Source organism: Amycolatopsis solani (assembly GCF_033441515.1).
GTDB classification, from domain to species: Bacteria; Actinomycetota; Actinomycetes; order Mycobacteriales; family Pseudonocardiaceae; genus Amycolatopsis; species Amycolatopsis solani.
In genome coordinates this window covers 2,333,034-2,357,975 of the sequence record NZ_JAWQJT010000001.1, presented here as the reverse complement: position 1 = coordinate 2,357,975, position 24,942 = coordinate 2,333,034, and the positions used below count along the sequence as shown (strand labels likewise).

The window sequence follows — 24,942 nt, the reverse complement described above, 5'->3', positions numbered from 1 at the left end:
GTGTGCGCGTACTGGTCACCGGCGGAGCCGGGTTCATCGGATCACACATCGCCGACCTGCTCGCCGACGACGGCGACGAGGTCGTGGTGCTCGACAACCTGCTCCCGACGGCGCACGGCTCCCGAACGCCGCCGCCGTACACCGGCAGGCACCGGTTCCTGCGCGGCGACGTCACCGACGCCGAGATCGTCGCGGAACTGCTGGACGGCGTCGACGCGGTGTGCCACCAGGCAGCGGTGGTCGGGCACGGCGTCGACCCGTCGGACGCGCCTTCGTACGCCCTGCACAACGACTACGGCACGGCGGTGCTGCTGGCCGGGATGTACGCGGCGGGCGTGCGGAAGCTGGTGCTGGCGTCGTCGATGGTCGTCTACGGCGAAGGCCGGTACGCCTGCCCGGAGCACGGCGTCGTGCCACCGTCACCGCGCCTCGCGTCCGATTTGGACGCCGGCCGCTTCGAGCCGCGGTGCCCGTCCTGCGGGGCCGAGCTCGCGTGGCGGCTCGTGCCCGAGGACGCACCGCTGAACCCCCGCAGCACGTACGCGGCGACGAAGCTCGCGCAGGAACACCTGGCCGGCGCGTGGGCCCGGCAAACGGGCGGCAGCGCCTGGGCGATGCGCTACCACAACGTCTACGGCCCGCGGATGCCGCAGAACACCCCGTACGCCGGGGTGGCATCGCTGTTCCGTTCGTCGCTGGTGCGCGGCGAAGCCCCGCGCGTCCTCGAGGACGGCGGCCAGCAGCGCGACTTCATCCACGTCCACGACGTCGCCAGGGCGAACGTCCTGGCCCTCAGGACACCCGGCCCACCGGGCGACGTCACCCCGCTGAACGTCTGCTCCGGCACCCCGCACACGGTGGGCGACCTGGCGTTCGAGCTCGCCCGCGCCTGCGGCGGCCCAGCCCCCCAGGTGGTCGGCGGCGCCCGCGCGGCCGACGTCCGCCACGTGGTGGCCGACCCCGCCCGCGCCCGCGAACTACTGGGCTTCACGGCCGAAATCGGCTTCGACAAGGGCATGGCCGACTTCGCCACGGCAGAGCTGCGCGACCCGGTCTGAGTTCACCCGGCGGATGTCGCCTAGCACCACAGCATCCGGGCCGTCGACGAGCACTCGTACCCCGCTCGGCGGCAAGTCGTCACGGGGTGTCCGCTACCGGCCCGGTGAACCGGTAGCGCGGCGGATCCGACCGCGGCCGCACAGCTGCCCGGCCTCCGGCTGCTGAGCTCATGGCCGCGTTGCCCGCCGGGCTGTGCGATCGCGCGGGCCGGGTCGCCCACCGGTTCCGCCTCGACTTCCCGCCGGGGTTCGAGCGAGCCGAAGGCCGCCGCGCCGCGGTGGTCTGGACCCTGCGGGCGGTGAACCCATCCTCCGCCCGCTAGGACATCGCCAGCGGCAGCCGCACCTCGAACCGGCACCCGGGCCCGTGGTTGTGCACGCCGATCTTCCCGCGGTGCGCCTCCACCAGCCCCTTGGCGATGGCCAACCCCAGCCCGCCGCCGCTGGTCGTCCCGCCGCGTTCCGGCGTCCGCGCCTGCGTCCCCCGGAAAGCGACGTCGAAGACGCGGGTGATCTCGTCGTCCGGGATGCCGCCGCAGGAGTCGTCGACGGCGAGCAGGGCTTCGTCGCCGTCGACGCCGATCTGCACCGCGACCGTCCCGTCGGGAGGGGTGTGCCGGATCGCGTTGGAGACCAGGTTCCGCACGATCCGCGCCAGTTCCGGGTCGCTCCCGGTCACGACGGGCCAGGTCGAGGCGTTGGCGAGCACCCGAACGCGTTTCCGCTCGGCGACCGGCGACTGGGCGGCGACGGCGTCGCTGACGACGTCCCGCAGCGGCACCGCGGACATGGTGAGCTCGAGGGCGCCCGCCGTGATCCGCGAGAGCTCGAACAGGTCGCCGACCATCGCGGAGAGCCGGGTGGTCTCGCCGGTGATCCGCTGGGCGTAGTCGGCGACCTCGTCGCGTTCGGACACCACGCCGTCGGCCAGCGCCTCGGCCATCGCCTGGATGCCGGCCAGCGGGCTGCGCAGGTCGTGGCTGATCCAGGCGACCAGCTCGCGGCGGGACGCCTCGGCCGCGCGTTCGCGTTCACGCGCTTCGCGTTCCCACACGCTGCGACGCGCGATCGCCCGGCCGAAGACGATCGCCGCGGGCACGGTGACCAGCGCGACGAGCAGGCAGACCAGCAGCATCGTGGTCAGCGCCGGGGTGAACATGAACCCGCTGATGCCCAGCACCCCGACCAGCGTGGCGACCACCGGGATCAGCACCAGCACGGTGAGCGTGGTGGCCAGGGAACCGCGGCGCAGGACGTAGAGCACCACGCCCCCCAGCGCGGCCATCGGGAGCGCGAAGAGCAGCGCCAGCGGCAGGATGTGCCAGACGTGGGCCGCCATCTCGTCGAAGGACTCACCTGGTTCGATCACGGCTGCTCCCGGTCGTAGCGGTAGCCGACGCCCCACACGGTCGCGACCCGGACCGGCTTGGCCGGGTCGCGCTCGATCTTCTCGCGCAACCGTCGCACATGGACGGTCACTGTGGACTGGTCGCCGAAGTCCCAGCCCCACACCTTTTCGAGCAGGTCCGCGCGCGAGAAGGCGACGCCGGGGTTGGCGAGGAAGTACGCCAACAGGTCGAATTCCCGGGTGGTGAGCGGCAGTTCGCGGCCGCCGAGCGTCGCGGTGCGCGCGTTCATCTGCAGGCGCAGGTCGCCGTCCGCCAGTTCGGCCGCGGCCGGTTGCGGCCGGGGCATCCGCGCGCGGCGCAGCACGGAGGCGACGCGGAGGGCGAGTTCCTTGGGGCTGAACGGTTTCGTCACGTAGTCGTCGGCGCCGAGCTGGAGCCCGGCGATCCGGTTCTCCTCCTCGCCGAGCGCGGTGAGCATGACGATCGGCACCTGGCTGACCTGGCGCAGCCGCTTGCACACCTCCAGGCCGTTGATCCCCGGCATCATGACGTCGAGCACGACGAGGTCGGGCTCGTGGGCGGCGAACTTGGCCAGCCCGTCCGCGCCGTCGCCGGCCTGGTCGACCGTGAACCCGGCCACCTCCAGGTAGCGGCGGACGACGTCGCGGACCGTCTCGTCGTCGTCGACCACGAGCACCCGCCCGGCCTGATCGTTCATCACGTCTCCCTCACCAGCCGGTCAGCAGCAGGTGGTTGACCGCCAGCGCCGTCGCCGCCTGCGCGGCCAGCCACCATCGGCGTCCGGGCCGCGGCAGCAACGCCGTCAACGGCAGCAACCACACCCCGAACGGTAGCCAGATCCGTTCGGTCTCGGCCTTCGACAGGCCCGAAACGTCGGCGAACACGATGGTGAGCAGCGCGGCGACGCCCAGGAGCAGCACCGGGTCGGAAAGCAGGCCGCGACGCGCTCCGGCGAGGCCCCGGCGGACGGCGGCCACCACCGCGGGGCCGAGGGCGATCGCCACCGCCGCCAGATCCGCCCACACCCAGTACGAGTAGGGCCGGACCAGCGCGACGCCCTGGTAGTAGCGCTCGACGACCAGGTGGTAGCCGTCGAGCCACCAGAAGCCCGCCCAGGCGAAGAGGCCGACGACCAGCAACGCCCCGCCGATCGCCAGCGCTGCCGCCCGCCACTGCCGGCCGAGGATGGCCACGGCCACCGCGAGCAGGCCGAGCAGCACCAGGCCGTACGAAAGGAAGACGCCGAAGCCGAGCAGGAGACCCGAAGCCACGCCGGCCGGCACGGCGTACCGGCGGCCGCCGGTGAACCCGCGCGCGGACAACGCGAGCAGCGCCAGCCCGGTGGCGGTCACCCCGGCGAACAAGCCGTCCGCGGACACCCCGATCCACACCGCGCCGGGCGTGAGGACGGCGAACGGCAGCACCGCGCGGGCGGCCTCGGCCCGGCCGAGCAGGGCGACCGTGGCGGGCACGGCGACCGCGACCAAGGCGCCGGCGAGCACGACGGCCGTCGCGGCCCACGCGCCGCCGTGCAGGCCGATCCGGTCCAGCCAGACGAAGACGAGCGTCGCGCCCGGCGGGTGCCCGGAGACGTGCGTGGTCCACGAATTCGGCTGGAAGTCGAGGATGCGGGAGGAGAACTCGCGCAGCATCCGGGGGATGTCGGTGATCCCGGGTACCTCGTGGAGGTACTCCTGCGGAATGGTGAGGTGGCCGGCGAACCCGCGCGTCCAGCCGTCGACCATGGCCAGCGAGAAGATCCACGCCAGCGAGGCCAGGTAGCCGGTGACGAGCGCGCGGCGCCACGGCAGCCGGGCGGCCAGCACCGGGCCGTGCAGCACGACGGCGACGGCGACGAGCACGGCGAACACCGAGCCCGGGCCGACGTGCGGCAGCCAGTCGGCGAACAGCGGCGGCGAGGAAACGAAGATGACCACACCGGAATGCGGCCGGTTGTAGTACAAGCCGACCGCGGTGGCCGCGGCGACGAGCACCACCGCGGCCGCGACGGCGAGGAGGTCGGCGCGGCGCCCGGTGACCGGGGCTTCGGGTTCGCGGACAGGCGGCTCGGCGAGCCGGGCTGCCGGATTCGGCTCGCTCATCGCTGTCCACCATAAGTCCGCGAGTGGTGCCTCGCGCACCGGTTGGAGCAGCCGTAACGACCCGGTAAGAACCTCGTCACCCGTCATGATTCAGTAAGGACCGCAAGGGTTTTCGGCCGTCCACGCCGGACTTACGGTCGGCCCCGTGACTGACTCAGGAGTGGACGTCGTCCTCCCTTGCCTCGACGAAGCCGGCGCGTTGCCCGGCGTACTGGCCGGCCTGCCGCCGGGTTACCGCGCGATCGTGGTCGACAACGGTTCGGCCGACGGCTCGCCCGAAGTGGCGGCCTCGCTCGGCGCGAAGGTCGTCCACGAACCGCGTCGCGGCTACGGCGCGGCCGTGCACACCGGGCTCGAAGCCGCCACCGCGGACATCGTGTGCTTCGCCGACGCCGACGGGTCCCTCGACCTCGGCGACCTGCCGCGGCTGGTGACCGCGGTCGGGGACGGCGCCGACCTGGCCGTCGGCCGCCGGGTGCCGACCGGTCCCGGCGTGTGGCCCTGGCACGCGAGGGCGGGCAACGTCGTGCTGGCGCTGCTGCTGCGCACCCGCGGGCTGCCGGTGCGGGACATCGCGCCCCTGCGCGCCGCGGACCGGCGGGCTTTGCTGGACCTCGACGTCACCGACCGGGCGTTCGGGTACCCGCTCGAGCTGCTGATCAAGGCCGAGCGGGCCGGCTGGCGGGTCCGCGAGTTCGACGTCCGCTACGGCGAACGCGCCAAGGGCACCAAGTCGAAGGTGTCCGGTTCGGTGCGGGGCACGCTGCGCGCGGTCCGCGACTTCGGGCGGGTGCTGGCCCGATGACGTCGTCGTTCGTCCTGCTGGTCGTGGCCAAGGCGCCGGTGCCGGGCCTCGCCAAGACCCGGCTGTGCCCACCGGCGACACCGGCCCAGTCGGCGGAGATCGCCGCAGCGGCGCTGCTCGACACGCTCGACGCCGTGTGCGCGGTGCCCGATGCCGAGCCCGTCGTCGCGATGACCGGCGACCTCGGTGCCGCCGCCAGGTCCGCGGAAATCGGGCTGGCGCTGCGGCGGGCCACCGTCATCCCGCAGCGCGGCTGGGACTTCGGCGCCCGGCTGGCGAACGCCCACGCCGACGCGGCCGCGGTGCACGCCGGCCTGCCGATCCTGCAGATCGGCATGGACACCCCGCAGGTCACGCCGGAGTCCCTCACGGCGGCCATCGCGCCGGTGCGGCACGGCCGCGACTCGGTGCTCGGCCCGGCCGAGGACGGCGGCTGGTGGGCGCTGGGGCTGGCCGAACCGCGCCACGCGCAGGTCCTCGCGGGCGTCCCGATGTCCCTCGACGACACCGGCGAGCGGACGCTGCGCGCGCTCACCGCGTGCGGACTGCGACCGGCCACGGCCGCCCGGCTGTCCGATGTGGACACGATGGCGGACGCTCGCGCGGTCGCGGCGGAGTGCCCGAACGGCCGGTTCGCCCGCGCCGTCGCGGCCGTCGGCGGACGGGCGGTCGCGTGATGACGACACTGGTCGGCCACGAATTCGACCTCGGCCTGCTCGGCCACCGCTGCTGGCTCGAGCTCGCGACCGGCGAGCGCATCGAGCTGCCGGTCGAACGCTGGACCGAGGCCTCCGACGGCGACGACGTCCTGCTCGACGCCTGCACCGGCCCGACCATCGACATCGGCTGCGGCCCGGGCCGGCTCACCGCGGCGCTGGCCGGCCGCGGAGTCGTCGCGCTGGGGGTGGACAGCTCGCGCACGGCGGTCGGCCTGACCCGCCGACGCGGCGGAAACGCGTTGCACCGCAACGTGTTCGACCGCCTGCCGGGCGAAGGCCGCTGGCGGCACGCCCTGCTCGCCGACGGCAACATCGGCATCGGCGGCGACCCGGCGGCCCTGCTGCGGCGCGCGGCGCAGCTGCTCGCCCCCGGCGGCGACGTCCTCGCCGAACTGGAGCCACCCGGCCACGGCTTGCGCCACGAACGCGTCCGCCTGCGCCCGGGCCACGCCGACGTCGCGTGGTTCAGCTGGGCCTGGGTCGGCGTGGACGCGATCGCCGAAGTCGCCGTGCGCGCCGGCCTCCGCGTCGACTGGACCACTCGCCACGGCCACCGCTGGTTCGCGCGATTGGAGCGACGGTGAAACTGCCGATCCCGAAGGAAGAACAGTTCCGGGCACCGGCCCACGACGAGCGCGTGACGTCGAAGATCGGCCTGGCGCTGGCGATCACGTTCACGACGTGCTTCGTGACCGGGCTGATCAGCCACCTGATCCAGCACCCGCCGGGCTGGTTCTGGTGGCCCAGCCGCCCGGTCGGCCTCTACCGCGTCACCCAAGGGCTGCACGTGATCTCCGGCGTGGCGTCGATCCCGTTGTTGCTGGCGAAGTTGTGGAGCGTCTACCCGAAGCTGTTCGGCAGGCCGCTCGTCCGTTCGCTGCCGCACGCCCTGGAGCGCTTGTCGATCCTGGTGCTCTCGGGGGCGGCGTTCTTCGAGCTGAGCACCGGACTGCTGAACGTGGCCCAGAACTACCCGTGGGGCTTCTACTTCCCGCAGGTGCACTACGCAGTCGCGTGGCTGGCGATCGGTTCGATCCTGGTGCACGTCGCGGTGAAGCTCCCGATCATCCGCCGCGCCCTGACCCGGCAGGCCACCGAGCAACCCCCATCGTCCGCGGGCCTCTCCCGGCGAGGTTTCCTCCTCACCACCGGCCTGGCCACCGGCACCGCGGTCGTCGCCACCGCGGGCGCGACGGTCCCGTTCCTCCGCGGCGTCTCCGGCCTGTCCTGGAAGACGGGCAAGGGAACGCAAAACCTCCCGGTGAACCGCACAGCGGCGGCCGCGGGCATCACGTGGTCCCCCTCGTGGCGCCTTTCGGTGGTGACCCCGCGCGGCACAAAGACGTTCTCCTTGGACGAGCTACGCGCACTACCCCAAACGACGGCGGAACTCCCGATCGCGTGCGTGGAAGGCTGGAGCCAATCAGCCACCTGGCGCGGCATCTCCCTGCCGACCCTCCTGAAAGCCACCGGCGCACCGCCCGGCACCGCGGTCCGAGTGTCCTCAATGGAGCGTTCCGGCCTCTACAGCGTCAGCACCCTCCCCGGCGAACACACGGCCGACGAGCTGACCCTGCTGGCCCTGGAACTCAACGGCGAAGTCCTGGACGTGGACCACGGCTTCCCGTGCCGGATCATCGCCCCGAACCGCCCGGGCGTCCTGCAGACGAAGTGGGTCACGAAGCTGGAGGCGCTGTGAAGACCGCCCGTGCACTCCTCGCCCTACCGGGCCTCGCGGCATTGGCGTGGGGCGTGGTGCTGTTCGCCGAGTACGCGCTCCCGGTGCGTCCGGACGTAATCGCGACGGCCGCCTGGATAGTCGGCGGCCCAGTCTTCAACGACGGCGTGATCGCACCCCTGACAGCGGTGCTCGGCATCGTACTGAGCCGAATCGTGCCAAGGCCGTGGAAAGCCCCGGTGGTGGCGGGCACGGTGATCACCGGTGTCCTGGCGATCGTGGCGTTCCCCCTGCTCTGGCGCCCATACGGAACCCCACCGATGCCCGGCCTCCACGACGGCGACCCGGCCCTGGGCCTGGCCCTGACGGTGGCAGCGGTCTGGCTCGCGGTCATCGTCACGGCGCTCACCATCCGCGCCCGCCGCCCTACCTCCGCAGTCACCCCAGCGGCCGCGCCGACCGAACATTCCAGCCCATCGCCAGCCCCGCACACCGCACCGGCCGCGCCCACCGAGCATTCCGGCGCGCCCGCCGACCCGACCGGCACCCCGCACCGCACACCAGCCCAGCCCACCACCGAAACCCCCGGCACGCCGGTCGCCGAAGCCCCGCCGAACACCCCACCCGGCCACCCCCGCACCTGACCCCGGCACAAATGCGGCCACGCGCGACCGGCATCAGCTGCCTGGGTCGCGCGTGGCCTTGTGGGTCCGGCCCCGGATTCGGGGGTCGAGCCGAAGTTGGTCTCGGCCGCGCCAGGGCGGCCGAGCGTCTGGAACGGGTCAGTTGGCCGGGACGGGCTGCCCGCCGAGCGTCACCTCGACCGTGCGGCCGTCGGCGAGGGTGAAGGTCGCCTTCTCGTCCGGGGCGCGGGTGCGCACCGCCGCGACCAGGGTGTCGGCCGAGTCGATGGTGCGGTCGTCGATCTTCGTGACGACGTCGCCTTCCTTCAAGCCCGCCTTCTCCGCCGGGCTGCCCGCGGTGATCGGGCCGAGCTGGGCGCCGCCCTGCGGGGCGTCCTTGACCTGGGCGCCGATGTACGTCTGCACCGCCTGGCCGGTCTTGATGATCGTGTCCGCCGTGCGGCGGGCCTGGTCGATCGGGATGGCGAAGCCGATGCCGACGTTGCCGCCCTCGGACGCGCCCTGGCCCTGGCCGCCCTGGCCGGACTGCGGGCTGTAGATCGCCGAGTTGATGCCGATGACCTGGCCGGCCATGTTCGCGAGCGGGCCGCCCGAGTTGCCGGGGTTGATCGCCGCGTCGGTCTGGACGGCGTCCATCACCGTCGTCTGGTCGCCGCTGCTGCCGCCCGCGCGCACCGGCCGGTGCAGCGAGCTGACGATGCCCGAGGTGACCGTGCCGGCCAGCTCGAACGGCGAGCCGATGGCGACCACCGACTGGCCGACCCGCAGGTCGTCGGAGCGGCCGAGCTCCACCGGGGTCAGGTTGTTGACGCCGGTGACCTTGACGACCGCGATGTCGGTCGTCGGGTCGCGGCCGACGACCTTGGCGGCCGCCTTCCGGCCGTCCTGGAACACGGCCTGGATCTGGCCGCCGTTCGCGGCGACCTCGACGACGTGGTTGTTGGTCAGGATGTAGCCGTCGGTGCTGATGACGAACCCGGAACCCTCGCCGGCCCCCTGCTGCCCGCTGACCTGCAGCTCGACGACGCTCGGCGACAGCTTCTGCGCCACGGACTCGACCGAGCCGGCGGGCGCGTTGCCCGTCTGCTGGGCCGGCTTCGGCGCGTCGAGCGCGTTGCTGGACGGGCCGGCGGAGCCACCGGTCAGGTACCCGACCGCGCCGCCCGCGATGCCGCCGACCAGCAGCGCGACCAGCGCGACGCCGGCGAGCAGCTTCCCGCCGGACCGCTTCGGCTGCGGCGGCGCCGGCGTGTTGTAGGCGGCGGTGCCGGGCTGCCCGTACGGGTTCGCCGGCGGGTAGACGCTCTGCTGGGTCTGGCCGGGCGGCAACTGCGAGCCGGGGGCGGACCAGGGGTTCGCGTTCTGCGCTCCGTAGGACGGATCGGCCCCGGTCACCGCGTGGTAGGACGGCTCGGAGTACTGCGGCGCACCGCCGGACTCGGGCTTGGCCTGCTCACCGTACGGGCTCCCCGCCCAACCGCCTTGAGCGGCCTGCTGGCCGGTCTCGGGCTGCCGCGGCGCCGCGGGGTCGTGCGTGCTGGGGTCGTTCTCGGTCATGTCATCACCTTGCGGGACGGTCCTGAGAGGTTCCTGAGCCGAACCTGTGCATCGGAGATGAGTATGGCCGGGATCAGCCCGCCGCGCGGAGCCGTTCCGCGATCTGCTCCGGTGTGGCGTCGTTGATCCAGACCGCCATGCCCGATTCGGACCCCGCCAGGTACTTCAGCTTGTCCTTCGCGCGCAGCACGGAGAACAGTTCCAGGTGGAGCCAGCCGAGCTCGCGGTCCTGGCGCACCGGAGCCTGGTGCCACCCCGCGATGTACGGCAGCGGCCGGTCGTACAGCGCGTCGCAGCGGCGCAACACGTCCAGGTAGACGTCGGCGAAGTCGTCGCGCTCGGCGTCGGTCAGCGCGGGGATGTCCGCGACCTGCCGGTGCGGCACCACGTGCACCTCGACCGGCCAGCGCGCGGCCGGCGGCACGTACGCCGTCCAGTGCTCGCCGGACGCCACGACGCGCGCGCCGGACTTCCGTTCGGCGGCCAGCACGTCGCCGAGCACCGGACGCCCGTGCTCGGCCTGGTAGGCGCGGGCGACGTCGATCATCCGCGCGGTTTTCGGCGTGACGAAGGGGTAGCCGTAGATCTGGCCGTGCGGGTGCGAAAGCGTGACGCCGATTTCCTCGCCGCGGTTCTCGAACGGGAAAACCTGTTCGACACCGGGCACTTCCGACAGCGCGGCCGTGCGGTCGGCCCACGCGTCGACGACCGCACGCACCTGCTTCGCACTCAGCTGCGCGAAAGAACCGTCGTGGTCGCTGGTGAAGCAGACGACCTCGCAGCGCCCACGGCCGGGCGCCACCGGCACCAGCCCGGAACCATCCACAGTGGACGGCTCACCGATGACGTCTTCCGCGAAGGACGGGAACCGGTTCTCGAAGACGACGACGTCGTAGTCGCTTTCGGGGATCTCGCTCGGTTTGCCGGGCTTGCTCGGGCACAGCGGGCACAGGTCCGCCGGCGGCTTGTAGGTCCGCGTCTGCCGGTGCGCCGCCATCGCGACCCACTCGTTGGTCAGCGGGTCCAGCCGGATCTCCGACGCGGCCGAGACCGGCGGCAGGTCGCGGGTGTCCTCGGCGACGCGGTCGGGCGCGCCGGGCTGGTCGAAGTAGATGATCTCCCGGCCGTCGGCCAGGTGTCGTACGGTGCGCTTCACGCTTCTCGGGCCTCGTCCGTCTCCGCCGTCTCGGCGATCATGAGTTCTCCCGCCCGTTCGGCGAGCGTTTCCTTGGCGTCGTCCGGTATCCCGTCATCGGTGACGACGACGTCGGCCTCGTCCAGGTCGGCGATCGTGGAGATCCCGACGGTGCCCCACTTGGTGTGGTCGGCGAGCACGACCAGCTTGCGCCCGGCCTCGACCAGCGCGCGGTCGGTCTCGCTCTCGGTGAGGTTCGGCGTCGTGAACCCCGGTCCGTCCGCCATCCCGTGCACGCCGAGGAAGACGACGTCGAGGTGCAGCGACCGGAGGCTGTGCACGGCGACCGGCCCGACCAGCGCGTCCGACGGCGTCCGCACGCCGCCGGTGAGCACGACCGTGCGATCCGGCTGCGTCGAGCCGCGGAGCACGTCGGCGACCTGGATCGAGTTGGTCACGATGGTGAGCCCCGGGATGGCGTCGAGCGCCCGCGCCAGCGTCCACGTGGTGGTGCCGGCGGAGATGCCGATCGCGGTGCCGGCCCGCACGAGCGTCGCGGCGAGCTCGGCGATGGCTTCCTTCTGCGCGCGCTGGCGCACGGACTTGGCCTCGAACCCGGGCTCGTCGGTGCTCTTGCCGACGATCGAGGTGGCACCGCCGTAGACCTTCTCGACCAGCCCGCGCCCGGCGAGCACGTCGAGATCGCGGCGCACCGTCATGTCGGACACGCCCAGCCTGGTCACGAGGTCACTGACCCGGACCGCACCGGTCCGGCGTGCCTCTTCCAGGATCACCGCCTGTCGCTGACGCGCCAGCACCGCTCAACTCCGTCCCCGTTACACCCCAACCACACAAAATCCTACACGATTCAACACGGGATCCGCAGGGCCGGCGTGGGTGAACTTTTGAACCCGCAGGTCACAGCACGATCGGCAGCACCACGCCCCAGCCGAACAACACCACCACAGGTGCGGCGAGCGCAACCCGCCACGCGTTGGGCAACTCGTCCGCGGTGACGAGGGCCGCGAAGGCGTAGCTGCCGGCGATCAGGGCGAGGAACGCCGGGAGCGACCCCGGGACGACCACTGTCGTGGTCACCGCCAGCAGGGTGGCCGGCCCGACGAGCGCGACGGGCCAGGCCGGACGCACGCGGGCCAGCGCCATGAGCGCGTACGCGAGCAGCCCCGCACCGAGCACCATGAGCGGTACGGCGAGGAGCGCGACGAAGAAGCACGCCGCTCCGGTGCACAGGTCCTTCGCCGGGAGCGCCCACAGGGCCAGCGTCCCCAGCACTCCGCTCACCGCCGCGACCAGGCAACGGCGGACCAGCTCACGGGCGGGCATCGGCCGATCCTGGCCGACGCCCGCCCGCGGTGTCTCGCGAACGGCTCAGCCGGGCGCCCCCGGCAGCCGAATCGTCATCAACGCGCCGCCTTCCGGTGCCTGCGAGGCGTACACCGCGCCACCGTGGCGCTCGGCCGCGTGCTTCACGATCGCCAGGCCGAGACCCGACCCGGGCAGCGTCCGCGCCTCCGACGAGCGGTAGAAGCGGTCGAACACCTTCGGCAGGTCCTCTTCGGCGATACCCGGCCCGGCGTCGGCCACCTCGACGACCGCCGTGCCGTCGCCGAGCGGGTACAGCCGCACCCAGACCGTCGACTCCGGCGGCGAGAACTTCACCGCGTTGTCGAGCAGGTTCAGCACCGCGCGCTCGATCGAGCTGTTGTCGCCGGTGAGCACCCACGGCTGCAGCGACACGTCGAAGTGGATCTCGCCCGCGCGCCGCCGCGCCCGGTCGAGGGCCCGCTCGACGACGTCCAGCAGCTCGACGCGTTCGAAGCGCTCCCGCGGCTCGTCCTGCCGCGCGAGCTCGACGAGGTCGCCGATGAGCTGCGTCAGCTCGTCGAGCTGGCCGCTGATGTCGGCGACGATGTCGATCCGGTCCTCGTCCGGCAGCGGCGGCGCGCCCGGTTTGCTCGCGGAGAGCAGCAGCTCGAGGTTGGTGCGCAGCGACGTCAGTGGCGTCCGCAGCTCGTGGCCGGCGTCCGCGACCAGCTGGCGCTGGCGTTCCTGCGAGTCCGCCACCGTGCCGAGCATCGTGTTGAAGCTCGTGGTGAGGCGCGCGAGCTCGTCGTCGCCGCTGACCGGGATCGGCCGCAGGTCGCCGGTCTTGGCGACGCGCTCGGCGGCCGACGTCAGCCGCTCGACCGGGCGCAGGCCGGTCCGCGCGACCGCGGTGCCCGCCGCGGCGGCGACCAGGATGCCGGCGCCGCCGATGAGGAACAGCACCAGCGCGAGCTCGTTCAGCGTGCGCTTGGTCGGCCCCATCGACTGGGCGAGCACGATGGCCTCGCCGTGCCCGGTCGGCAGCGCGACCACGCGGCTGTCGGTGCGGAAGTCCGTCCGCATCGACTCGGGCGAGTCGCCGTTCGCGACGGCGAGCTCGTCCTGGCCGAACGGCGGCGCCGAGCTCGACAGCGGGTACGTCATCACGGCGTGCGCGACGTCGGGCGCGGCGCTGAGCTGCCCGATCTGCAGGTCGGCGCTGGCCAGGAACGCGCCCGGGACCTGCCGCAGCTCGGTCTGCACCTGCGGCGAGTCGGCGGCGGCCTGCGCGCGCGCCATCAGGCTGTCGTCGAGCTGCTGGTACAGGTTGCTGCGAACGACCATGTACGCGCCGATCGACACCAGCGCGACGGCGCCCGCGACACAAGCGGCGGCCAGCAGCGTCACCCGGCCGCGCAGGGAGAACCGGCGCGTCCCCCAGCGCGTGCCCCGGGGATCGCCGGGCTCGGTCACGGCGGGGTTTCCCTCAGGACGTACCCCACCCCCCGCACCGTGTGGATCAGCCTCGGCTCCCCCTCGGCCTCCGTCTTGCGGCGCAAGTAGCCGACGTAGACCTCCAGCGCGTTGCCCGACGTCGGGAAGTCGTAACCCCATACTTCCTCCAGGATCCGGCCACGCGTGAGGACGTGCTTCGGGTAGGACAGGAACAGTTCGAGCAGGGCGAATTCGGTCCGGGTCAGGCTGATCTCCCGGCCGCCGCGGCGGACCTCCCGGGTACCCGGGTCGAGCGTCAGGTCCGCGAAGGACAGCATCTCCGAGGCTTGCCCGGCTTGTGCGTCCGGCGAAGCGCGGCGCAGCAGCGCCCGCAGCCGGGCCAGCAGCTCCTCCAGCGCGAACGGCTTCGGCAGGTAGTCGTCGGCGCCGGCGTCCAAGCCGGACACCCGGTCGGAGACGGTGTCGCGCGCGGTCAGCACGAGGATCGGCAGGTCGTCACCGGTGCTGCGCAGGCGGCGGGCCACCTCGAGGCCGTCCAGCCGCGGCATCATGACGTCGAGGACCATGGCGTCCGGCCGGTCGGCGATGATGGCCTCCAGCGCTTGCGCACCGTCGCTGGCCAGCTGGACCTGGTAGCCGTTGAACTCCAGGGACCGCCGGAGCGACTCACGGACGGCGCGGTCGTCGTCCACCACAAGGATGCGCATGGCGACAGTTTTACTCAGCGTGCTGAGACTCGCCTAAGAACACACACAGAACTAACAAAGAGAATGCTCACTCCGGCGCCCGCGCGACGGGGGCGTTCCAGTGCTGCCACAGCGCGATGATGCGGACGGCGACCACGGCGGCGGCCGAGAAAACGGTTACCGGCCCGGCAGGCAGCCGCAGAGCGTGACCGACGGCGACGAGCACCGACCCGGCCAGCGCGGCCACGGCGTAGATCTCCTTCCGCAGGACGAGGGGGATTTCCCGGAGCAGCAGATCGCGCACGGCGCCACCCCCGATCCCGGTCGTCATCCCGATCAGGCACGCGGCGTACACGGTCGCGCCGGCGTCGATCGCGATGGTCGTCCCGGCGGTGGCGAAGACCCCGAGCCCGAGCGCGTCCGCGAGGAGGACGCCCCGCCGCAACCGCGCGACCTGCGGGTGGAAGGCGAAGACGACGAGCGCGGTCCCGGCGCAGACGGCGAGGTAGGGCCAGTTCCGCAACGTCGTCGGCGGGTGGATGCCGAGGAGGACGTCCCGGATGACCCCGCCCCCGAGCGCGGTCGTGAGCCCCACCACGACCACCCCGAAGACATCGAGCCGCGCCCGCACGGCGGCGAGCGCCCCGGACGCGGCGAAGGCGACGAGCCCGACGAACTCCAGCGCCGTGAGCAGCATGTTCTACTGGTCGAGCAGCCCACCGCGGTAGGCCAGCAGCGCGGCCTGCACCCGGTTCGCGGCCCCGATCTTGGAGAGCACGGCAGAGACGTACCCCTTGACGGTCGCTTCGGACAGGTGGAGCCGCCCCCCGATCTCGGCGTTGGAAAGCCCTTGCCCGATGAGCGCGACGACTTCACGCTCCCGTTCGGACAGCGAAGCGAGCAGCTTGCGAGCGGGCTGAGCAGCACGTTGTTCGTCCCGATGCGACTGAACCATCCGCGCGGCCACCCCGGGATCGAGCACGGCCCCACCCCTGGCCAGGTCCCGCACGGCCCGGAGGAGCGCCGCGGGATCGATGTCCTTGAGGAGGAAGCCGTTGGCACCGAGCCGCAGCGCGAGGCTGACGTACTCGTCGATGTCGAAAGTGGTCAGCATGGCCACGGTCGGGGGATCGGGCAGCGCGAGGATGGCCCTGAGCGCGCGAATGCCGTCGTCAGGAGCACGCATCTTGATATCGAGCAGGGCAACGTCCGGGTGGTACCGCCGCGCGACCTCGACTGCGGATCTGCCGTCGGAGGCTTCACCCACGATCTCGATGTCCTGGGCCCCGGACATCATCGCGCGCAACCCCGAGCGCACCAGTTCCTCGTCGTCGGCGAACATGAGCTTGATCAACGAAGCCCTCCGCAACAGCCAGTAGGAGGCGGCTCCCCGCGTCCCGTTAACGAAGGTTACCTACTGTTGTTCAGCAGTTCGAAACCAGACACGACCAGGTGACCGACTGGTCCGTCCAGGTCAGGCGCGGTGGGCTGTCCGGCGGGGTGTACTGGCTTGGCTCGGATGCCAGGAGAACCACTCACCTGGGTGACTACGGAGGTCGGGCTGCTCCATCCGAGCCCCTGGTCTCGTAGACCGTCCGGGCAAGCTAAGCTTGCATCGGCAGTAGCAGGCCCTCGTAGCTCAGGGGATAGAGCACCGCTCTCCTAAAGCGGGTGTCGCAGGTTCGAATCCTGCCGGGGGCACAAAACCCCTGGTCGGGGTCATGACCAGGGGCTTCGCGCTAGGCCAACCCTCGCTTAACCCTCTTCTTTGGGAAGCTCGATCTTCGGACGCTCAGCCAAAGCCGGACCGACGTCTTCGCCGACAACACCGCGTTCCATGTAGTCCTCTTGAGTCGTGCTGATTCGCTCGTGTCCCAGATAGTCGGCGATCTCGCGAGCGGTCAGGCCGGCATCATAGAGTTTCTTTTCTTGTTCAAGGCGGCCCCTCCGGGGCCGCGCCGCTATCGGCCGGCACGCGCGGGGCCCGCCTCCGGCACCCACGCGACCGGCCGGCGACTGCACCGGGAGCCACAGCTCAAGAAGAAAGAAAGAATGTCCTCGCCGGACGGGCAGATCATCGAGATGGCCGGACGTGCGCGGCTGTCGCGTCCGTGTGCGGCCAAACGGCATCTCGACAACCTCCCGGAGGGCTATCACGCTGTGTCAAGGGGGCAGCCGCACAGGTAAGCGGCGGTTGATCGGAAAGTGCCCCCTTGACACAGCGTGATCGGGCTGCGCCAGGTCGTCGAGATGCCGAAAGGCCACCCACTTGATTGAGAGCTGCATCTGGTGACTGTTCGCAGTAGCCCTGCGATCCGACCCGCAGTGATATGTTCTCACAATGCTAGAACCTCTCAACGTGGATTTTGATGGGAGCCAGGGCGAATTCTGGATTCCGGGCTCGTTGAGCACTACCGGACGGGCGACAATCACCAGTCCGGGACTACAGCTCGACCTAGATGGAGTCCTTCAGCCGCCGAGGTCAGTCCGCCGAATAGTAACTGGCCAATTTATGGCAACAGAGTTTGGGAATCCGAAGGATATTGTTGTTGACTATAACCCTACTCCAATCCACGGCCAGCTGGACGATGGACGGATTGTAACCCTTATAGACGCCCGGGCCGACGACAACCCACACGAGTTCAACACGCAGAGCTTTACGGCCACGCAGGCAATTATCGGCGCCCACATCTTACCCGATAACACAGTTTTTCGCAGAGTTCGAGTATCAATCCCTATTACACGGCATTGTCCAAGGCTATTTTCTAACCCAAACAACGTTGAGATATCGATGCACAAATTCCAAGGCAGAATGAAGGGAGCACTGGAAGGCGGAATTGGATGGCTAGAAATGACACCATCGGAAGAAAATGGCCTCATCCTCAAAGATCTTGACCGCAGGTACTGGAATCGAATCATCACCCTACTTCGACTTTGGACCGATGTCGAAATAGGAGTTGACAAGCGCGTCCAGCTGCAGACCAACGATCACGAAGACTGGGCAGAGTTAGTCAGATTCCGGGGTGTCTCCCCAGCATCGGAGTTCCATCTGAGCCAGTGCCTCTTGCCACTAAGTGCTCTCAGCTTGGAAATTATGGCCGACGCACTTTCCCTATTTGATAAGCTCGCACCTATTCCCGACATTGCAAGTCGCGACAAGTTTGAAACAATGACAATCGAAGCAGCCCTTCTGGCGAGCGCAAGCTGCCTCGAAGGGATCCACTACCGGTGCCACGAAGAGTCCAAGCCATTTCCTGCAATCTCAACAAACCGGACGCGAAAGATTGCAAAGAGATCGGCACAGATGATTATTGAAGAGCTAATCGAAATGGGAGAGGTCAGCAAAGCAGAGGGCACCCAGGCAGTCGTCAGACTTACGGACAAGTTCAAGATTTTCAACGAGAAAACGCTCGGTGAGCGACTGGAAGAAATCTTGCCCCCCGTCGAGGAAGTCGCCCCTGGATTAATCGGGATCGATCACAGCGAATGGATTCGACTGGTCGTAGCCGCCCGGAATCTCGAAGCACACCGTTTCGCGAAACCGGTGCCCGACTACCAGGAACGCACCGACCGCTACTATCAGCTTGCAAAATCGATGGACTGGGCTCTTCGAATCATTCTTTTACTCGAAATTGGCGTCAGTAAAGATTTTCTGCATTCCAAACTGCACGATCACCAGAAGTTTATATTTGACCTTGCAAACATGGACAACTGTCGCTACCCGTGGCCCGGTTCTCGATTTGAAACTTTCAGGAAATCAAAGGCGAGCACAACTCGCCTGAAAGGCGATTAAGCGAATCAACTTATTCTCGAAGCCCAGTGCGCAGGTCTGATGACGACCAAATTAGCGCGAGGGGGCCCTCGATTCAGGTGTTCGGTGTTCTGTCGCGACCGACATCGAACAGTCGAGCCCTTGCCCACGCTTTACCCTCGCCAATGGTCGCGAAATGACCGCAAGTAACCAGGGGTACGAGCTCACCGCAGCCGACAGGTTGCCCAGGTGGCGGCACATGTCGATCAATCTCGACGATCAACAGAAGACGTGATCCACAAAAGCGGGTGTCGCAGGTTCGAATCCTGCCGGGGGCACAAGAACTGAGCCCGCTTTCTCCGGTTATGAGTGTCGCGTCGCGCAGTTGTGCCACTCACCCGCCAAAAGACGCGCGGTCCCTTCGCGCAATTGCGCGGTAAGAGGCCGGGACAGCACCCTTCGCAGGATGGAATTGTTCTTTCCCCAGGTCCGCCATCGAGGGTGGCCTGCTGTCGAGTCGTCACTCGTGCGCCACTGAATGCGCGCGTTCCCCAGCTTCAGCGTGCCGGCGCGCTACGCGACGTTCGCCAACTGTCCGCCGACCTGCCGTGGCGTCCAGCAGGTTGGCCACGGTCCGGCGGGCTGGGCGCGGGTCGGCCGGAGCGGTGTCACCGCGGTAGCGGTGCAGCAGCTCCATCCGCACTCGTACGCCTTCACCCAGCATGACCCGGGCGAGGAGCGTGTCCTTCTCGGCGGCCGGCAGGTCGATGACCCAAGCAGCCAGGTCGTCGGGATTGTCGGCGTCGAGCGGCGGAGAAGCCTCGGACGCGACGGCTAGGAGGTCGTCGTCGAGACGGAGAAAGTCCGCGAGCGCTCGCTGCGCCGCGGTGAGCGTGCCCAACCCGGGCGGAACCGGCGGTTCGAGATCGTCGTCGGCTTCACGGTCGAAGGCGTCCTCGTCGCGCTCCCAAGCGCCGTAAGCAGCCAGCCAGGCGAGGTAAAGCGGTCGGAGGTCGCCGGCGGCGAGTTCGGCACGGACTCCGACGATCGCCGACAGCAAGCTCTCGGAGTCGTAGTCGAAATCCTCGTCGTCGTCTTCGCTGGTGAAATCGAGCACGATGAACTCGCCTGTCTCCCAGGCGCTCACCCCGACGCCGACGCAGTAGTCCTCCACGACGTCCAGCTCGAGCGAGCCACCCGGCAGGCGGAACATCACGCGGTGGCTGCCCCAATTGGCGACGTACAGGTGCGCGTCGTAGTAGCGCTCCATCAGATCGCGCGGATCACCCTTGAAGTCGCCCCAGTCATACTCGTTCACGAAGCTGGTGGCGCTGATGGTCGCCCGCGTGGACAACGACCGGATCGTGGCTTGTTCGGCGTCGTCCAATGGCCGGTCGATCGCCAGGAACTCGTAGTACTGGTATTCGCTCACGACTCACCGCCGGTGAACGGCTTCGCTCGGAAGCTCGAGTCGTCTCCCAAGTGGAAGAACAGGTGCCCCTCGATCGTGTCGCCGACCAGGACCGCCCAGCCTCGTCCACTGACCTGGTCGCCCTCGTCGACACCTTCCCAGGTGAACTCGACGCCGGGTGAACCGTCGCGCTCGATCGCACGGCAGTCCAGCCACCCGGTGACGGCGATGAACCCGACCTGCCCGGTCCCGTCGGCGGCGAACTCGATGAAACCGGGGCCGTCCAGGTCGACCGCTTCAGGGCCCCAGCCGCTCATGGCCACCAGCCGCCACCGGCCGACCAGCTGCTTCGGCGAACGTCGTGTCACGAGGCAGCAGAATAGTCAGGCCTGATCCGACCACCGCGCTCCATACGCCAACCCCGGCGTAAGACGCTGGAACCTCAAGTGGATCTCCCCCGAGGAGTCGACCTCATGCGGACGCCCCCGGTAAGCCGGATCTGACACGTCGCTCTGGAACGCTCCCTCCAGCACCCGGACCTCCGGCCGGCCCTCGAACCTCACCCGCAGGTCGAACGACTCGCACGGTTGCCGCGGCACGCACACCATGTACGGGCGCAACGACGAAACCGACGGCAACCGAAACAGCACCGCCGACTCCCAAGACTCGCCCCGGGTCAAGGGCCGTGGCAACGACAACCCGAAGCCCCAGCGGTCCGTCGCCTCCATACCCCGGTCCACCAACCGACCTCCGTACAGGACCGATGTCGACAACGACGCACGGCCGTCCGGGAGGGAGACCGCCAGGTCGATGGACCTCAAGCCGTCGCGGTCGGCCACTATCCGGCGCTGCTCGAGGACCATCGGCGCTCCCTGGTCCAGCACCATAGACACCGCCAGGGACGCCGTGTGCCAGCTGTCGGCCGACTCCGCGAAGACCGGCGAAGACGATGCCAGCTCCGCCAAGACCTCGATCGCCTCGTCCACCCGCCGCCGCACCGTGCGGGGATCACGATCCAGGCGGGAAGCCGCCCAGCGGACCCGGTCCTGGTACAGCGGGTGGCGGGCCTCCGTCGAGATCGCGAAGGCCGCCAACGCCGCTACCCGCAGGTCCTCCGGGAGGTGGGAAGCCAGCGACGACAATCGGCCGGAGACCTTCTCGCGGATCGCCACCATTCCGTCGCCGTCGGCCACCGCGCAGGCCGACCGCAAGAACGGACCCACCCGGTCGTCCACCCGGCCCGCCAGGCCTCGGCCCTTCCGGAGCGTCTTCAGCTCCTGGACCAGCTCCGCCCGCTCCACCATCGGCTCTCCTTCAGTGCGTCTCCATGGGCCGTCACCCCCTTCAGGACAGCGTGCGGCCGGCCGGTGGACGAGAAGTGGACAGAACGTGCATCACCGAGGCGATCAGGGCCGTGCCCAGGCGGATGCCGTCGCGGCTCAGGTAGCAACGGAACGTGCCGATGCGGCTCAACGCCTCTTCGTCCGCGTCGCCCACGCCGAACGCCACCATTCGGGGGCGGTCGGCCCACGCGGGATCGACCAGCGAAGAGAAGGCCGACGGCCAGGTCACCGGGTCGGTCGGCTGGCCGTCGGACAGGAAGAACACCAACGGGCGGTGCACCAGCAGGCGGTGCGCCGCCAGGGCGCGGACGTCCGCCTCGATCGCCGTGCGCAGGAACGTGAACACCGGGCCGAAGTCGGTGCCCGCGGACGCCCCGGGGGTGGGCAGCTCGGCCAAGGCGTCCATCGGCAGCAGGCGCTGGACCAGGGCAGGCTCGGCGCCGAAGCCGATCATGCTGCAGAGCACCCGATCCAGCAGCGACGCGTGGACCGCGCCGCGGAACTCGCGCAGGCCGGCGTTCAGCTCGTCGATGTGGTCGGCCATCGACAGCGAGATGTCGCACGCCACGTAACACGGCAACACGTCGGACCCCATACCCGTTTCTCCTTCACCCCTGATTCGACCGGGCAGAGCTTGACAAGCGCGCGTGTATCGAACGTGGAAGAAATGCGGATTTTCGAAACCCTGACGGCCGATTGCGCGATGTCAAAAGAGGACAGCAAGCTGACAGCGGGGAGGCCGCGTGGAGTTCCGGATGCTCGGCCCGCTCGAGGCGTGGCACGACGGCGTGCCGGTGCCGCTGGGTGACCAGCAGCAGCGGTTCGTCCTCGTCGTGCTGCTCCTGAACGCCAACAAGCCGGTGTCGAGCGCCCGCCTCGCCGAGATCGTCTGGACCGGCCGGGAAACCAAACCCACGCTGGTGCGCAGCTACGTCAAGCGGTTGCGCGACCTCGGCGTCGGCATCGAGACCACCCCGACCGGCTACCTCCTGCGCGTCGGCGAGGACCAGCTCGACACCGCCCGGTTCGACCGGCTGCGTGCCGAAACCGGGCGGACCGACGACCCGCGCCGGAAGGTCGAGCTGCTGCGGGAGGCCGTCGGGTTGTGGCGGGGGCGGTTCCTCGAGGACATCGACATCGACCGCGTCGGCGGGCCGGAGGTCGCGTTCCCCGAGGAAAGCCTCTCCGACGCCGTGGGTGACCTCGCCGAGCTGGAGCTGGGCACCGGTGACCACCGCTCGGCGCGCGACCGGCTGCGGCCGCTCGTCCGGACCGATCCGGCCAGCCAGAAGCACGCCGGACTGCTCATGCGCGCCCTGCTCGCCGGGGGTGACCAGGTCGGGGCGCTGCGCGTGTTCGAAGGCACCCGCGCCGCCCTCGCCGAACTGCGGATGGAGCCCGGTCCCGTGCTGCGCAACCTCGCCGCGCGCGCCGAACACGGCGATCCGCCGAGCTCGCTGCCGTCGCGGCCCGGTGCGTTCACCGGGCGGGCCGGGGAGCTCGCCAAGATCGAGACGGCCGCCGTGGCCGGGCGGGGTGCGGTCTGGCTCAGCGGCGCACCCGGCGTCGGCAAGACCGGACTCGCCATCGAAGCCGCGCACCGGCTGCGCGACCGGTTCCCGGACGGCCAGCTCCTGGCCCGGCTCAACGGGTTCACCCCCGGCGTGCCCGAAACCAGCGTCGGCGACGCGCTCACCGAGCTGCTGCTCGAGCTCGGCGTGCCGGCCGAGCAGATCCCGGCCACCGTCGGCCGGAAGGTCACGCTCTACCAGACCACGCTCTGGGGCACGCGCACGCTGGTCGTCCTGGACAACGCCGCCTCGGCCGAGCAGATCCGCCCGCTGCTGCCCGAAGACGGCGGCTGCCTCGCCATCGTCACCAGCCGGCGGATGGGCGACACCGGCGAGCCGGTGCGGCTGTCGCCGTTGCCGCCGGAGGAGGCCGCCGAGCTGTTCCTCGCCCTGACCGACGCGTCGCGGGTGCGCGGGCGGGCGGCCGAAGTCGCGTTGATCGTCAAGCGGTGCGGGTTCCTGCCGATGCCTATCCGGGTGGCGGCGGCGCTGTTCCGGCGCCACGACCGGTGGCCGCTGGACCACCTGCTCCACCTGCTCGAACAGGACGGGCCCTGGGGCGAGGACGACGGCATCGCCGCCGTCCGGGTGTCCTACCAGCAGCTCGGCGAGCCGCAGCGCGCCATGTTCCGGCTGCTCGGCGGCCTGCCCGGGCCGGACGTCGACGTCGTCGGCGGTGCGGCGCTGGCCGGGTGCGACGTCGCCGACGCCCGGCGGCTGCTCGACGACCTGCACGAAGTCAGCCTGCTCGAGGAGGCGGCGCCCGAGCGGTACCAGATGCTGGACCCGCTCAAGGAGTACGCCGCCGTCGAGCCGGCGCCCCGGCAGGCTTTGCTGCGGCTGCTCGACTTCTACCTGGTCACGCTCGCGGCCGCGGTCGGCGCCGCCTACCCGTTCGACCGGGCCCAGCTGCCGGCGTCGGACCGGTCCTGCCCGGTCACGCCGGCTTTCGCGGACGAAGCCGCCGGCCTGCGGTGGATCGCCGCGGAGCGGGACAACCTCGTGGCCGCGATCCACTACGCCGCCCGGCACGACCTGCCCGAACACACCTGGCGCCTCGCCGTGCTGCTGTGGCGCTACTTCAACACGACCAACCAGTTCGAGGACTGGATCGGCACGCTCGAGCTCGCCTGGCGGACCGTGTCGGCCGACCCGGGCAACGACTACGGTCAGGCGCACGTGCTGCTCCGGCTGGCGACCGCGAACGACCGGCGCGGACGGCTCGCCGAGGCCCTCGAGCTCGCCGCCCAGGCGCTGCCGAAGTGGCACCGCCTCGGGGACGCGCGGGGCGAAGCGGCGACGCTGTGCGCGCTCGCGATCCCCACCATGGAGCTGGGCAAGCACGAGCAGGCGATCGCCCACCTCGAGGCCGCGCTGGAGAAGTACGAGCTGAGCGAAGACCGGCGGGGCGAAGCCCACGCGCTGAGCATGCTCGGCTACCTCAACGAACTGCACGGCAACCTCGAAGTCGCGCTGGGCCAGCACGAAGCCGCGGCGCGGATGCTGCGGGAGATCGGCCACGTCCAAGGCGTGGCGCACGCGCTCAACAACCTCGGTTCGGTGCAGGAGAACCTCGGCTTGCTCGCCGAAGCGCTGCGCAGCTACACGGAAGCGCACGCCCACGCCGCCGAAGTCGGCGACCACTGCGTCGAGGCCTACGCGCTGAACAACATCGGCAACGTGCACCGCCAGCGCGGGAAGTTCGCCGAAGCCGTGCGCTACCACGACAAGGCCAAAGAGGTGGCGGCCAACGTGCCGGACGCCGACCTGCGCACGCAGCTCTACCTCGACCGCAGCGCGACGGCGCTCGCCCGGGGCGCGCACCGGGACGCGCTCACCGCCGGACGGGCCGCCTTGGACCTCGCCGCCGGCGACGGGAACCGGACTTACGAGGCCCGCGCGCACCGGCGCGTCGCGGAAACACTGCACGCGATGGGTGCGCACGACGACGCCGTCACGCACTGGGACGCCGCTGTGGCCGCGTTCACCGAACTCGGTTTGCCCGCCGCCGAAGAACTGCGCGAAGAGCGCGCGGCTTGGGAATGCGCCTGCGCCACGCGGTGAACCGCGGTCCGGGCCGGCCGCCCCCGGCCCGGCCGGCCCGGTGCGCGTCAGCCGTGCCAGGGGTTGCCGTTGGTCCCGGCCGGGGGCGGCGTGGTCGTGGTGACCGGCGGCGGTGTGGTGTCGTCGCCGTCCGCGAACGCCGTGGCGGAGCCGATCAGCGGCGCCGCCGCGATGATGCAGAGCGCGAGCACGGGGCCACCGATTCTGGCCAGCTTTCTGGGCAAGGACATGACGAATCCCTCCTCGGGAATGGTTTTTTCAGGGGAT

At 70.4% G+C, this 24,942-nt stretch carries 25 protein-coding genes and 1 tRNA gene; 10 read left to right on the top strand and 16 right to left on the bottom strand.

What is annotated here, in order from left to right; all coding sequences use genetic code 11:
• The first annotated feature begins 2 nt into the window (after positions 1-2).
• Positions 3-1,058 carry an NAD-dependent epimerase/dehydratase family protein gene (locus SD460_RS11770; RefSeq protein WP_318306145.1) on the top strand — a complete coding sequence of 352 codons (1,056 nt, stop codon included), beginning with the start codon at positions 3-5 and terminating at the stop codon, positions 1,056-1,058.
• Between the two features lie 170 nt (positions 1,059-1,228).
• Positions 1,229-1,381 (top strand): hypothetical protein, encoded by a 153-nt coding sequence (locus SD460_RS11765; RefSeq protein ID WP_290049770.1) that lies wholly within the window; start codon positions 1,229-1,231, stop codon positions 1,379-1,381.
• Here SD460_RS11765 and SD460_RS11760 read toward each other — a convergent pair.
• Genes SD460_RS11760 through SD460_RS11750 form a run of 3 tightly spaced genes read right to left on the bottom strand, consistent with a single transcriptional unit; the run spans position 1,378 to position 4,530 of the window.
• A complete protein-coding gene (locus SD460_RS11760; RefSeq protein WP_290049769.1) occupies positions 1,378-2,427 on the bottom strand; it encodes a sensor histidine kinase in 1,050 nt (349 codons plus the stop codon). The two genes, SD460_RS11765 and SD460_RS11760, sit on opposite strands and share 4 nt — an antisense overlap.
• A complete protein-coding gene (locus SD460_RS11755) occupies positions 2,424-3,125 on the bottom strand; it encodes a response regulator transcription factor (RefSeq protein WP_290049767.1) in 702 nt (233 codons plus the stop codon). The genes SD460_RS11760 and SD460_RS11755 overlap by 4 nt, the downstream gene beginning before the upstream one ends.
• A 10-nt stretch (positions 3,126-3,135) precedes the next feature.
• Positions 3,136-4,530, bottom strand: a complete 1,395-nt coding sequence (locus SD460_RS11750; RefSeq protein ID WP_290049765.1) for a hypothetical protein — start codon at positions 4,528-4,530, stop codon at positions 3,136-3,138.
• Positions 4,531-4,690: 160 nt separating this feature from the next.
• On the opposite strand from SD460_RS11750, the gene SD460_RS11745 reads away from it, so the two are divergent.
• From SD460_RS11745 to SD460_RS11725, 5 genes are read left to right on the top strand one after another with little or no spacing between them, the layout of a single operon-like run.
• Positions 4,691-5,335, top strand: a complete 645-nt coding sequence (locus SD460_RS11745) for a glycosyltransferase family 2 protein (RefSeq protein WP_290049847.1) — start codon at positions 4,691-4,693, stop codon at positions 5,333-5,335.
• A complete protein-coding gene (locus SD460_RS11740) occupies positions 5,332-6,012 on the top strand; it encodes a TIGR04282 family arsenosugar biosynthesis glycosyltransferase (RefSeq protein ID WP_318306144.1) in 681 nt (226 codons plus the stop codon). Before SD460_RS11745 ends, SD460_RS11740 begins: the two co-directional genes overlap by 4 nt.
• Positions 6,012-6,638, top strand: a complete 627-nt coding sequence (locus SD460_RS11735; RefSeq protein ID WP_318306143.1) for a methyltransferase domain-containing protein — start codon at positions 6,012-6,014, stop codon at positions 6,636-6,638. The genes SD460_RS11740 and SD460_RS11735 overlap by 1 nt, the downstream gene beginning before the upstream one ends.
• Positions 6,635-7,753, top strand: coding sequence for a molybdopterin-dependent oxidoreductase (locus SD460_RS11730; protein ID WP_290049761.1), 1,119 nt, complete (start codon positions 6,635-6,637; stop codon positions 7,751-7,753). Before SD460_RS11735 ends, SD460_RS11730 begins: the two co-directional genes overlap by 4 nt.
• Positions 7,750-8,376 (top strand): hypothetical protein, encoded by a 627-nt coding sequence (locus SD460_RS11725; RefSeq protein ID WP_290049759.1) that lies wholly within the window; start codon positions 7,750-7,752, stop codon positions 8,374-8,376. The genes SD460_RS11730 and SD460_RS11725 overlap by 4 nt, the downstream gene beginning before the upstream one ends.
• 138 nt (positions 8,377-8,514) lie before the next feature.
• Here SD460_RS11725 and SD460_RS11720 read toward each other — a convergent pair whose 3' ends face one another.
• The 8 genes from SD460_RS11720 to SD460_RS11685 form a co-directional block, all read right to left on the bottom strand.
• Entirely contained in the window at positions 8,515-9,933 is a 1,419-nt protein-coding gene (locus SD460_RS11720; protein WP_318306142.1) for a S1C family serine protease, read from the bottom strand.
• A 73-nt stretch (positions 9,934-10,006) separates the two neighbouring features.
• On the bottom strand, positions 10,007-11,089 hold the full coding sequence (galT, locus tag SD460_RS11715; protein WP_290049757.1) for a galactose-1-phosphate uridylyltransferase: 1,083 nt from the start codon (positions 11,087-11,089) through the stop codon (positions 10,007-10,009).
• Positions 11,086-11,886, bottom strand: coding sequence for a DeoR/GlpR family DNA-binding transcription regulator (locus SD460_RS11710; protein WP_290049756.1), 801 nt, complete (start codon positions 11,884-11,886; stop codon positions 11,086-11,088). Before SD460_RS11710 ends, galT begins: the two co-directional genes overlap by 4 nt.
• Positions 11,887-11,986: 100 nt before the next feature.
• Positions 11,987-12,412, bottom strand: coding sequence for a hypothetical protein (locus SD460_RS11705; protein ID WP_290049754.1), 426 nt, complete (start codon positions 12,410-12,412; stop codon positions 11,987-11,989).
• A gap of 45 nt (positions 12,413-12,457) precedes the next feature.
• Positions 12,458-13,867: a sensor histidine kinase gene (locus SD460_RS11700; RefSeq protein ID WP_290049752.1), complete on the bottom strand. Its 1,410-nt coding sequence runs from the start codon at positions 13,865-13,867 to the stop codon at positions 12,458-12,460.
• Positions 13,864-14,556, bottom strand: coding sequence for a response regulator transcription factor (locus tag SD460_RS11695; protein ID WP_290049750.1), 693 nt, complete (start codon positions 14,554-14,556; stop codon positions 13,864-13,866). Before SD460_RS11695 ends, SD460_RS11700 begins: the two co-directional genes overlap by 4 nt.
• A 67-nt stretch (positions 14,557-14,623) precedes the next feature.
• Positions 14,624-15,232, bottom strand: coding sequence for a trimeric intracellular cation channel family protein (locus SD460_RS11690; RefSeq protein WP_290049749.1), 609 nt, complete (start codon positions 15,230-15,232; stop codon positions 14,624-14,626).
• A gap of 3 nt (positions 15,233-15,235) precedes the next feature.
• A complete protein-coding gene (locus SD460_RS11685) occupies positions 15,236-15,889 on the bottom strand; it encodes a response regulator (RefSeq protein ID WP_003087851.1) in 654 nt (217 codons plus the stop codon).
• A 274-nt stretch (positions 15,890-16,163) separates the two neighbouring features.
• Here SD460_RS11685 and SD460_RS11680 point away from each other — a divergent pair.
• Both SD460_RS11680 and SD460_RS11675 read left to right on the top strand, forming a co-directional pair.
• Positions 16,164-16,236, top strand: a tRNA-Arg gene (locus tag SD460_RS11680).
• 640 nt (positions 16,237-16,876) lie between these two features.
• On the top strand, positions 16,877-18,328 hold the full coding sequence (locus tag SD460_RS11675; RefSeq protein WP_318306141.1) for a HEPN domain-containing protein: 1,452 nt from the start codon (positions 16,877-16,879) through the stop codon (positions 18,326-18,328).
• A 478-nt stretch (positions 18,329-18,806) separates the two neighbouring features.
• Here the strand turns inward: SD460_RS11675 and SD460_RS11670 are convergent, their stop codons facing one another.
• The 4 genes from SD460_RS11670 to SD460_RS11655 are packed head-to-tail and all read right to left on the bottom strand — an operon-like array spanning position 18,807 to position 21,635.
• Positions 18,807-19,718, bottom strand: a complete 912-nt coding sequence (locus tag SD460_RS11670) for a hypothetical protein (protein WP_290049744.1) — start codon at positions 19,716-19,718, stop codon at positions 18,807-18,809.
• Positions 19,715-20,065, bottom strand: coding sequence for a hypothetical protein (locus tag SD460_RS11665; protein ID WP_290049742.1), 351 nt, complete (start codon positions 20,063-20,065; stop codon positions 19,715-19,717). The genes SD460_RS11670 and SD460_RS11665 overlap by 4 nt, the downstream gene beginning before the upstream one ends.
• Positions 20,066-20,080: 15 nt before the next feature.
• Positions 20,081-21,001 (bottom strand): hypothetical protein, encoded by a 921-nt coding sequence (locus tag SD460_RS11660; RefSeq protein WP_290049741.1) that lies wholly within the window; start codon positions 20,999-21,001, stop codon positions 20,081-20,083.
• 40 nt (positions 21,002-21,041) lie between these two features.
• Entirely contained in the window at positions 21,042-21,635 is a 594-nt protein-coding gene (locus SD460_RS11655) for a vWA domain-containing protein (RefSeq protein ID WP_290049740.1), read from the bottom strand.
• A gap of 148 nt (positions 21,636-21,783) precedes the next feature.
• Here SD460_RS11655 and SD460_RS11650 point away from each other — a divergent pair, with 148 nt between their 5' ends.
• Positions 21,784-24,675: an AfsR/SARP family transcriptional regulator gene (locus SD460_RS11650; RefSeq protein ID WP_290049738.1), complete on the top strand. Its 2,892-nt coding sequence runs from the start codon at positions 21,784-21,786 to the stop codon at positions 24,673-24,675.
• A 47-nt stretch (positions 24,676-24,722) separates the two neighbouring features.
• Here SD460_RS11650 and SD460_RS11645 read toward each other — a convergent pair whose 3' ends face one another.
• Positions 24,723-24,905, bottom strand: coding sequence for a hypothetical protein (locus SD460_RS11645; RefSeq protein WP_290049737.1), 183 nt, complete (start codon positions 24,903-24,905; stop codon positions 24,723-24,725).
• Positions 24,906-24,942: the final 37 nt, after the last annotated feature.

Excerpts from the sequence above, each read along its gene's own strand:
- SD460_RS11645 (WP_290049737.1), bottom strand. The coding sequence starts at position 24,905 with ATGTCCTTGCCCAGAAAGCTGGCCAGAATCGGTGGCCCCGTGCTCGCG.
- SD460_RS11690 (WP_290049749.1), bottom strand. The coding sequence starts at position 15,232 with ATGCTGCTCACGGCGCTGGAGTTCGTCGGGCTCGTCGCCTTCGCCGCG.
- SD460_RS11750 (WP_290049765.1), bottom strand. The coding sequence starts at position 4,530 with ATGAGCGAGCCGAATCCGGCAGCCCGGCTCGCCGAGCCGCCTGTCCGC.
- SD460_RS11755 (WP_290049767.1), bottom strand. The coding sequence starts at position 3,125 with ATGAACGATCAGGCCGGGCGGGTGCTCGTGGTCGACGACGACGAGACG.
- SD460_RS11735 (WP_318306143.1), top strand. The coding sequence starts at position 6,012 with ATGACGACACTGGTCGGCCACGAATTCGACCTCGGCCTGCTCGGCCAC.
- SD460_RS11705 (WP_290049754.1), bottom strand. The coding sequence starts at position 12,412 with ATGCCCGCCCGTGAGCTGGTCCGCCGTTGCCTGGTCGCGGCGGTGAGC.
- SD460_RS11765 (WP_290049770.1), top strand. The coding sequence starts at position 1,229 with ATGGCCGCGTTGCCCGCCGGGCTGTGCGATCGCGCGGGCCGGGTCGCC.
- SD460_RS11655 (WP_290049740.1), bottom strand. The coding sequence starts at position 21,635 with ATGGGGTCCGACGTGTTGCCGTGTTACGTGGCGTGCGACATCTCGCTG.
- SD460_RS11695 (WP_290049750.1), bottom strand. The coding sequence starts at position 14,556 with ATGCGCATCCTTGTGGTGGACGACGACCGCGCCGTCCGTGAGTCGCTC.
- SD460_RS11720 (WP_318306142.1), bottom strand. The coding sequence starts at position 9,933 with ATGACCGAGAACGACCCCAGCACGCACGACCCCGCGGCGCCGCGGCAG.
- SD460_RS11660 (WP_290049741.1), bottom strand. The coding sequence starts at position 21,001 with ATGGTGGAGCGGGCGGAGCTGGTCCAGGAGCTGAAGACGCTCCGGAAG.
- SD460_RS11740 (WP_318306144.1), top strand. The coding sequence starts at position 5,332 with ATGACGTCGTCGTTCGTCCTGCTGGTCGTGGCCAAGGCGCCGGTGCCG.
- SD460_RS11675 (WP_318306141.1), top strand. The coding sequence starts at position 16,877 with ATGCTAGAACCTCTCAACGTGGATTTTGATGGGAGCCAGGGCGAATTC.